At 72.4% G+C, this 8680-nt stretch carries 7 protein-coding genes and 2 pseudogenes; 2 read left to right on the forward strand and 7 right to left on the reverse strand.

The genetic code is table 11. The features are described 5' to 3' along the window. Positions 1 to 53: 53 nt before the first annotated feature. A pseudogene (locus GUY61_RS30335) lies at positions 54 to 1016 on the reverse strand (anion permease); the annotation flags it as partial. Between the two features lie 6 nt (positions 1017 to 1022). Next, a complete protein-coding gene (locus GUY61_RS30340; protein ID WP_166633454.1) occupies positions 1023 to 1643 on the reverse strand; it encodes a DUF47 family protein in 621 nt (206 codons plus the stop codon). A 195-nt stretch (positions 1644 to 1838) separates the two neighbouring features. Between GUY61_RS30340 and GUY61_RS30345 the strand changes: the two genes are divergently transcribed. Continuing rightward, on the forward strand, positions 1839 to 2165 hold the full coding sequence (locus tag GUY61_RS30345) for a metal-sensitive transcriptional regulator (protein WP_166633455.1): 327 nt from the start codon (positions 1839 to 1841) through the stop codon (positions 2163 to 2165). A gap of 33 nt (positions 2166 to 2198) precedes the next feature. Here the strand turns inward: GUY61_RS30345 and GUY61_RS30350 are convergent, their stop codons facing one another. Together GUY61_RS30350 and GUY61_RS30355 are read right to left on the reverse strand one after the other, a co-directional pair. Beyond that, positions 2199 to 2372, reverse strand: coding sequence for a hypothetical protein (locus GUY61_RS30350; protein ID WP_166633452.1), 174 nt, complete (start codon positions 2370 to 2372; stop codon positions 2199 to 2201). Between the two features lie 212 nt (positions 2373 to 2584). Continuing rightward, entirely contained in the window at positions 2585 to 3439 is an 855-nt protein-coding gene (locus GUY61_RS30355; protein WP_166633456.1) for a hypothetical protein, read from the reverse strand. 119 nt (positions 3440 to 3558) lie between these two features. Here GUY61_RS30355 and GUY61_RS30360 point away from each other — a divergent pair, with 119 nt between their 5' ends. Beyond that, positions 3559 to 3723 carry a hypothetical protein gene (locus GUY61_RS30360; protein ID WP_166633457.1) on the forward strand — a complete coding sequence of 55 codons (165 nt, stop codon included), beginning with the start codon at positions 3559 to 3561 and terminating at the stop codon, positions 3721 to 3723. Between the two features lie 13 nt (positions 3724 to 3736). Here GUY61_RS30360 and GUY61_RS30365 read toward each other — a convergent pair whose 3' ends face one another. The 3 genes and pseudogenes from GUY61_RS30365 to GUY61_RS30380 all read right to left on the reverse strand — a co-directional run bounded on the left by GUY61_RS30365 (position 3737) and on the right by GUY61_RS30380 (position 7710). Then, complete coding sequence (locus GUY61_RS30365) at positions 3737 to 4210, reverse strand: NUDIX hydrolase (RefSeq protein ID WP_166633458.1); 474 nt, start codon at positions 4208 to 4210, stop codon at positions 3737 to 3739. After that, positions 4207 to 5447: pseudogene (locus tag GUY61_RS40685) on the reverse strand (CHAD domain-containing protein); the annotation flags it as partial. The gene GUY61_RS30365 and the pseudogene GUY61_RS40685, both read right to left, overlap by 4 nt. A 19-nt stretch (positions 5448 to 5466) precedes the next feature. Beyond that, positions 5467 to 7710 (reverse strand): RNA degradosome polyphosphate kinase, encoded by a 2244-nt coding sequence (locus GUY61_RS30380; RefSeq protein WP_166633461.1) that lies wholly within the window; start codon positions 7708 to 7710, stop codon positions 5467 to 5469. Positions 7711 to 8680: the final 970 nt, after the last annotated feature.

Here is an 8680-nt window from a genome sequence, read left to right on the forward strand (position 1 = left end):
GTACGGCTTCCCGTCCCGCGACTCCGACGTGGACCTGCGCGGCGTCCACCTGCCGCCGCGAACGCCGCGGCTGCCGGCATGGTGATGAACCAGCCGAGGATGATGTTCTTCGCGACGCCCCAGCGGACCGCGTTGACCCGCTTCGTCGCGCCGACGCCCATGATCGCCGAGGTGATGACGTGCGTCGTGGAGATGGGGGCCTGGAACATGAAGGACGCCGTGTACATCACGGACGCGGCCGTGGTCTCGGAGGCGAAGCCCTGCGGCGGGTCGAGCTCGATGATGCGGCGGCCCAGGGTGCGCATGATGCGCCAGCCGCCCGCGTATGTACCGAGGGAGAGCATCGCCGCGCAGGCGACCTTGACCCAGACCGGGATCTCGTCGCCCGCCTGCTGGACGTCGGCGATGACCAGGGCCATCACCACGACACCCATGGTCTTCTGGGCATCCTGGAGACCGTGGCCGAGGGCCATGCCCGCGGCGGAGACGGTCTGGGCTATGCGGAAGTGCCGCTTGGACTTGTGCGGGTTCGACCTGCGGAACAGCCACATGATCACGACCATCACCAGATAGCCGAGGATCAGGCCGACGAAGGGTGAGACGAACATCGGGATGACGACCTTCTCGAACACCCCGGACCAGATGACGCCGATCCCGCCCGCCAGCGCCGCGCCGACCATGCCGCCGAAGAGGGCGTGGGACGACGAGGACGGCAGGCCGAAGTACCAGGTGACGAGGTTCCAGACGATCGCCCCGACCAGCGCGGCGAAGAGGATTCCCATTCCCTTGTCGCCGTGCGGTGTCTCGATCAGGCCCTCGCTGACGGTCTTGGCGACCCCGCTCCCCATGAAGGCACCGATGAGGTTCATCACCGCCGCCATGGCCAGCGCCGCCCGCGGGGTCAGCGCCCGCGTGGAGACCGAGGTGGCGATGGCGTTCGCCGAGTCGTGGAAGCCGTTGGTGTACGTGAAACCGAGCGCGACGCCGATCGTCACGAGGAGCGCGAAGGTGTCCACCGGTGGTCAGGACTCCTTGACCGCGATGGTCTCGACCGTGTTCGCCACGTGTTCGAAGGCGTCGGCGGCCTCTTCCAGCACATCGACGATCTGCTTCAGCTTCAGTACGTCCATGGCGTCGTACTTGCCGTTGAAGAGGTGCGCGAGGAGCTTGCGGTGGATCTGGTCGGCCTGGTTCTCCAGCCGGTTGACCTCGATCCAGTACTCCGTGAGGTTCGACATCGTACGGAGGTTCGGCATCGCCTCCGCCGTGAGCTCGGCGGCCCGCGCCAGCACCTCGATCTGCTGCTCGACACCCTTGGGCAGTTCCTCGACCTGGTAGAGGACGACCAGGTCGACGGCCTCCTCCATGAAGTCCATGATGTCGTCGAGCGAGGAGGCGAGGGAGTAGATGTCCTCCCGGTCGAAGGGCGTGATGAAGGAGGAGTTCAGCTGGTGGAAGATCGCGTGGGTCGCGTCGTCTCCCGCGTGCTCCGCCGCCCGCATCCGTTCCGCGATCTCGGCCCGGGCGGAGGAGTCCGCCCCGAGCAGTTCCATGAGGAGCTTCGAGCCGGTGACGATGTTGTCCGCGGATGCGGCGAACATGTCGTAGAAACTCGTCTCCCTCGGGGTCAGACGAAATCGCACGTGGGATCCTCGGATTGCTTTGAATGCGGTCAGGCTGATGCTAGGTGCAACATCCGGCCACGGGTAAGCGGCCGTCCCCAGTGTCGCCCATGAAGCAAGCCGATCAACACGGGGTCTCACGGGGCGATCCCGTAAAATCGACCACGTATACCTACGAGGGGTATCAAACCCCTTGAGGGACAACGGGAGGACGGGATGACGACCACCGAGGCCGGCGCGGTCACCGATCACGATCGGGGTGTGCACGGGTACCACGATCAGAAAGAGGAACACCTCAAGCGGCTGCGCAGGATCGAGGGCCAGATCCGGGGCCTGCAGCGGCTGGTCGACGAGGACGTCTACTGCATCGACATACTCACGCAGGTCTCCGCCAGCACGAAGGCGCTGCAGTCCTTCGCGCTGCAGCTGCTGGAGGAGCATCTGCGGCACTGCGTCGCGGACGCCGCGGTCAAGGGCGGCGAGGAGATCGACGCGAAGGTCGAGGAGGCCACCAAGGCGATCGCCCGCCTGCTGCGCACCTGAGCGAGCCGCGGGCCGTCACGGTCCCGCGCCCCCTCAGGACGTCTCGCGGCGCTCTGCCGTGACCTTCAGCACCTCGTCGATCCGGTCGGGGCTGAGGCGTTCCTCCTCCGCGGCCGAGGCCGCGATGATCAACTCCCCGCACAGCTCGATCTCCGCGAGGGCGACGTGATCCTGGACCACCGCCGTACCACCGCGCATCAGGGCCACGTGCCTCACCTCAATCCTGCTGCCTGCCGTCCGGCCGGTTTCCTAGCGTAGGGAGCGGGACACGCAACGCGCATGGCACGGACGGGCCATTTCGACCGTCCGATTGTGCGGTCGGACGGGACGGGCGCGTGGCTCGGAACGGCCGTACGCACGGCCCGGGTGTGCGGGGGTGGCGCGGGCGTGCCGGGGCGGCGCGGGGTGGCGCGAGCCGGTCAGGACATCGCGATCCGCCCGGCGAAGATGTCCTCGGAGGCGGGAAGCCTGACCCGGACCGGGACTCCGAAGTCGTAGTACAGCGTCGTGGACGCCACCGCGACCATCCGGTCGTCCTGCCCGTTGGCGAAACTGAAGCGGTGCCGCACCTTGCGGATCCTGCCCTGCTCGTCGAGGTACGCCTCGAAGGGCACGGTGCTCTTCGCGAACCCCTTCGCCGCCGCCGCGAGCGCGCCCCTGGCGTGGACGGGGGCGGCCTTCGCCGCGCGGCCCATGTCGGCGGTGCCGCGGTAGTGGCGCAGCCTGGTGCCGGGCAGCTCCGGCAGTTCGGTCTCGCCGAGGTAGGTGACCCGCCGGGCGCCGCGCAGCAGTTCGGCGGCGCTGACCGGGTCGGTGGCGCCACCGGTGACCAGATTGCCGTCGGGGAGGGTGGTGGTGTCGACCCGTACCCACTTGTCGTCGGGGACGCCCGCGCCGCGGTTCTTCATGTAGAGGGCACCGGGAGCGAGGAGTTCGGTGATCGGGTGGTGCTCCGGCGTTCCCGAGGGGTCGGGCGGAAGGATCACGCGGAGCTTGCCGAGCCGCCTGGCGTAGTCGTAGCCGCCGTCGCCGGTGATGGTGACCCGGGTGCCGCCGGTGGCCATCTCCATGGACGTACGCGTCTTGGAGCTGCCCGTGCGCACGAGCACGTCCGGGGCGTTACGGATGGTGGCGATGGGCGCCGGGTCGCCGCGGCTCTCGGCCTGGGCGGCTGCCCCGCTGCCGGAACAGGCCGTTGTCGTCATCGCGGTCATCGCCGAGATCGTCGCCAGCGCCGCGATCGCCGTGCGCCGCCCGTGCTGCTGCCCCGTCATCGCCTGCCTGCCCCCAACGCGTACACGTACGCTTCGAGACCTCCGAGAGCTCTTTCCCCCCGATAACGAGGGGGCTCCGGGCGCGGTAACGCACAGCTGCCGCGGGTAACGTTCCGGGTGTGCGTCAGGACGGGTCCCACGAGACGACCACTGTCGAGACCGGCCGCTTCTGCGTGGCGCGATGCAGCTGCGGCTGGCGGGGGCCGGCGCGCAGGGCACGCTCGAAGGCCCGCTCGGACGGGGAGGAGCACGCCCGGGGGCTGCTGCCCGGGAACGCGGGCTGAGCGGACGGCCTCGCTACGGCGTCGTACGGCGGCCCGCCCGCGCCGTCGCGGCGAGCAGGGCGTCGACCAGCGCCCGGTCGCGCGGGTGGGTGAGCCGGTGCCTGGCGGCCACGGGAGCAAGCCACAGCACCCGGTCGACCTCGTCGTTCGCCCCGAAGGAACCGGAGACCGCCTCGGCGGCCCAGTAACGGACCTCCTTGGGGCGGTCGTTCGCGACATAGCGGCAGGTCGGCAGGGGGACGCCGGGCACGCACTCCATGCCCGTCTCCTCCCGCACCTCGCGCACGGCGCCGGCCAGCGGGTCCTCACCCCGCTTCAGCTTTCCCTTCGGGAAGGACCAGTCGTCGTACTTCGGCCGGTGGACCAGGCACAGCTCGATGTTCTCGTCGTACGGGGACCTGCGCCACAGGACGCAGCCCGCCGCCCGCACCGTGTCCCCGGCGCCGCCGGCCGTGTCCGGCCGTCCGGCCGCGTCGTCCGTCGTCATGGCACGTTCACCGCCGTCCGTTCCCAGATCCGGTAGAAGGCGAAGCGGGCCGCCTCGACCTCGTGCCGCTGGTCGGCGTGGAGCACACCGAGGGCGTACGCGGTCGCCGGGGCGATCCTGGGCGTACGCGCCGCGGAGGCCGCGGCCGCCGCCGCCTCCGCGGCGTCGCGGTGCCGTTCCAGTGCCTGCCCCGCCGCGATCAGCCGTACGTCGGGGGCGGGTTCGCCCTCCGTCCCGGCCAGCACCTCCCGCGCGTAGCGGTGCAGCCGCAGCTGCCGCCGCACCACGTGCCAGGGCGCGTCCTGCTGCTCGCTGGCCGGCGGGGAGTCGGCCGCCGGGGTCGCGGCGAGGCCGTGCACCAGGGCGTCCGCGTTGTACGGATGCCCGGCGCGTACGAGGGGCAGCGCGGCCACCGCCTCCTCGAGCTGTCGCTCCACCTCCGCGGCGAGCGGCGGCAGCACCTGCTCCGGCGCCTCGCCGGCGGCCGGGCCGAGCGGCACCTCGCTCGCCAGCAGGGCCACGGCGTCCGCCACGGCGTGGAACCGCGAGGAGCCGAGCGCCTGCAGGGCCGCCGAGTGCGAACGGGTCCGCGCCAGGGTCAGCTGGCGCTCCAGCAGCGCACCGGCCCGCGCCGCGCCCACGGTGAGCGCCCCCGTGGGGACAGCCTCGTCCCTGGCCGTGGCGCGCCCGGTACCGGCGGCGGCGCCCGCCGCGTGCCCCGCCGCGCCCCTGCCCGGGCCGTGCCCGGACCGGCAGGCATGCCGCCCGCGTCGCCGGCGCCGCCACCGAGCCCGGCCGTGACCGCCGCCGGGGCTCCCCCGGAGGCGTTCGGCCGGCCGCCGCCGGTGTGCGGCCCGCCCCCCGCCGCCCGCAGGAGCCCGTCCGCTGACCGGCCGGAGGCGCCTGACGCGAACTCCGTGGCGGGGACGGGCGGCGCCGCGACAGGCACGGTGCCGGACAGCCGGTTCAGCGCCGTCAGGAGGCGTTCCAGGCGCGTCGCGTAGGTGTGCTCGCGGCCCAGCGTGGCGGTGAGCCAGGCCAGTTCGGTGCGCAGGTGGTCGGCCCAGGCGCCGTCCGTCAGCGGACGGAAGGTGTGCAGGGCGCCTCCGATGCGCCGCGCGGAGCGGCGCAGCGCGCGGGCCGCCTCGGCGGCCTCCTCCGCGTCCGAGCCGCTCTCGCGGTGCAGGCGCAGGCTCCGCAGGAAGGCGGTCGCCTGCTCCTGCAGATGGGCGGTGAGCACCGCACCGGCGGTCTCTTCACGGTGTTGCTGGGCCACGCCGGCGCCTCCGGGCGTCTATGAGCATCTCCTGTACGTGCCGCAGTGGCTGGCCGTCCGCGTCGGTGGAGTGCCGGGTCCATTCCCCGTCGGGGCCGAGGTGCCAGGACGAGGTTTCGTCGGCCATGCCCGTCTGGAGCAGCCGGTCGAGGGCCGCGCGGTGGGCCGGGTCGCTGACCCGGACCAGCGCCTCGATACGGCGGTCGAGGTTACGGTGCATCATGTCCGCGCTGCCCAGCCACACTTCGGGCTCGCCGCCGTTGCAGAAGGCGAAGACCCGGGAGTGTTCGAGGAAGCGGCCGAGCACGGAGCGGACCCGGACGTTCTCCGACAGCCCGGGGACCCCGGGGCGGATGGCGCAGATGCCCCGCACCCAGATGTCCACCGGCACTCCGGCCTGCGAGGCGCGGTAGAGCGAGTCGATCAGTGCCTCGTCCACGATCGAGTTGACCTTGATGCGGACGTAGGCGGGACGGCCGCTCCTGTGGTGCTGGATCTCCTTGTCGACCCGGGCGATCAGCCCGTCCCGCAGGGAGCGCGGGGCGACGAGCAGCCGGTGGTACGTCTCGCGGCGCGAGTACCCCGACAGCCGGTTGAACAGGTCGGACAGGTCTCCGCCGACGACCGGGTCGGCGGTCAGCAGCCCCAGGTCCTCGTAGAGCCTGGCCGTCTTGGGGTGGTAGTTGCCGGTGCCGACGTGGCTGTAGCGGCGCAGCGTGTCGCCCTCCTGGCGGACCACCAGGGACAGCTTGCAGTGGGTCTTCAGGCCGACCAGGCCGTACACGACGTGGCAGCCGGCCTCCTCCAGCTTGCGCGCCCACTTGATGTTGGCCTGCTCGTCGAAACGGGCCTTGATCTCGACCAGGACGAGGACCTGCTTGCCGGACTCGGCGGCGTCGATGAGCGCGTCGACTATGGGGGAGTCGCCCGAGGTGCGGTACAGCGTCTGCTTGATGGCGAGGACGTCCGGGTCGGCCGCGGCCTGTTCCAGGAACGCCTGCACCGAGGTGGAGAAGGAGTCGTACGGGTGGTGGAGCAGCACGTCGCGCTCGCGGAGCGCGGCGAAGATGTCGGGCGCGGACGCCGACTCCACCTCGGCGAGGTCCCGGTGGGTGCCGGCCACGAACTTCGGGTACTTCAGCTCGGGCCGGTCCTGTGCCGCTATGCCGAACAGGCCGGTCAGGTCCAGCGGGCCCGGCAGCGGGTACACCTCGGCGTCGGAGACCTTCAGCTCGCGGACGAGGAGGTCCAGGACGTACGGGTCGATGGTCTCCTCGACCTCCAGGCGGACCGGGGGCCCGAAGCGGCGGCGGGTGAGCTCCTTCTCCAGCGCCTTGAGGAGGTTCTCGGCGTCGTCCTCCTCGACCTCCAGGTCCTCGTTCCTGGTCACCCGGAACATGTGGTGGGCGAGGACCTCCATGCCGGGGAACAGCTCCTCGAGGTGCGCCGCGATGACGTCCTCCAGCGGCACGAAGCGCTGCGGCGAGGCCTCCAGGAAGCGCGAGAGCAGCGGCGGCACCTTCACCCGGGCGAAGTGCTTGTAGCCGCTGACCGGGTTGCGCACGACGACGGCCAGGTTCAGCGACAGGCCCGAGATGTACGGGAAGGGGTGCGCGGGGTCCACGGCCAGCGGTGTCAGCACCGGGAAGATCTGCTGGCGGAACAGGGTGAAGAGGCGTGCCTGCTCCTTCTCGGTGAGGTCGGGCCACCGGATGAGGTGGATGTTCTCCTCGGCGAGCGCAGGGGCCACGTCCTGCTGGAAGCAGGCCGCGTGGCGGGCCATGAGTTCCCGGGAGCGGGTCCAGATCAGGTCCAGCACCTCGCGGGGCTGGAGGCCGGAGGCGGAGCGGGTGGCCACGCCGGTGGCGATGCGGCGCTTCAGGCCCGCGACCCGGACCATGAAGAACTCGTCCAGGTTCGAGGCGAAGATCGCCAGGAAGTTCGCCCGCTCCAGCAGCGGGGTCGTCGGGTCCTCGGCGAGCTCCAGCACCCGTTCGTTGAACGCGAGCCAACTGCGCTCCCGGTCGAGGAAGCGGCCCTGGGGAAGCTCGGCGGCGGTGCCGTCCTCCTCGTACGCGTCGAGATCGGCGTCGAGGTCGGGTTCCAGGTCGGAGACCACGGCCGCCACGGTGTGCGGGCGGTGCGCGGCGATGGAGGCGACGGACGGCTGCGGGTGCTGACCCGACGCTGCCTGCTGGGCTGCCTGGGCATTCGACTGGCTCATGTAGTCATTGTTCCGCGTGCTCAGGAATATGGGCGCGTCGGACTGTGCCGGGGCGAGACGGATGCTCCGGTCCGGGGGCCCGTCCGCGCGGGCGTCCGGGGGATCAGGCACAGCGGGATGCATTCACCGAGCGTCGCAAGATTGTCTGAATCACCGGTAACGGAGACATGTCGTGCAGGAAATCGTGGCCCGACTCCCGGGGGTGCCGGGGCCCGCGCCGGCCGCCGCTTCGGCGGTCTCCGGAGCGTGTGACGGCCCCCGGTCCGCCCTCCGGAGCCCGGCGCCGGCGCCCGGCCTCCGGCCCGGTACGACGGGCGCGGAGCCTTGCGTGCCGATGCGGAGGCCGGTGCGAGTGAGGGCGTCCTCGCGCCGGACGCGGGCTGGGGGCCGACCGGGCCGTCGGCCTCGGTACGGCGCACGAGCCACGGCTTCCGCCGCGTCGGGCAGCCGGTGGGGGCGCGGCCCGGACCGTCCCGGCGCGGCGTGATCCGCCGGGCCCCGGTGGCAGCCCCTTCGGCGCCGAAGGGACGCAGGGAGCCCGGCGGGGGCGCGGCGGATCGGGTGCCGGGGCGGCCCCGCCTCCGGGTGCCCGCATGGTCCGGGCGGCCGGGCGGCCGGCCTCCGGCGCCCGGTACGGCGGAGGGTACTCGCACGGGAACGTCCCCCGGTCCCCGCACGGGGACGTCCCGGGTCTCCGGCCCCGGCTGCGGTACGGCGCAGCGGCCACGGGTTCGGCCGCCGGGGGCGGCCTGCGCTGCGCGTGCGTGGGCTCGGCCCTGCCCAGGGCACCTGGGGCCTCCGCGCGGTCACGGCGATGGGCCGTGCCTCCGCCGGGGCTCTCGGCCGGTGGGCAGCCGTGGCGCGCCCGTCGCAGGGCCGCCCGGCGGGCGTGATGCGCCCGTCGCAGGCTCAAGGGCCGGCCTGGGAGGGGCCGGCGGGGGGAGGCCGGAGAGAGCGGGCTGCCTGTAGG

This window comes from Streptomyces sp. GC420, from assembly GCF_009916105.1.
Taxonomy (GTDB): domain Bacteria; phylum Actinomycetota; class Actinomycetes; order Streptomycetales; family Streptomycetaceae; genus Streptomyces.

Bases quoted from the DNA above. Each gene is read 5' to 3' on its own strand.
- GUY61_RS30355 (WP_166633456.1), bottom strand. From the start codon at position 3,439: ATGACGGGGCAGCAGCACGGGCGGCGCACGGCGATCGCGGCGCTGGCG.
- GUY61_RS30345 (WP_166633455.1), top strand. From the start codon at position 1,839: ATGACGACCACCGAGGCCGGCGCGGTCACCGATCACGATCGGGGTGTG.
- GUY61_RS30380 (WP_166633461.1), bottom strand. From the start codon at position 7,710: ATGAGCCAGTCGAATGCCCAGGCAGCCCAGCAGGCAGCGTCGGGTCAG.
- GUY61_RS30365 (WP_166633458.1), bottom strand. From the start codon at position 4,210: ATGACGACGGACGACGCGGCCGGACGGCCGGACACGGCCGGCGGCGCC.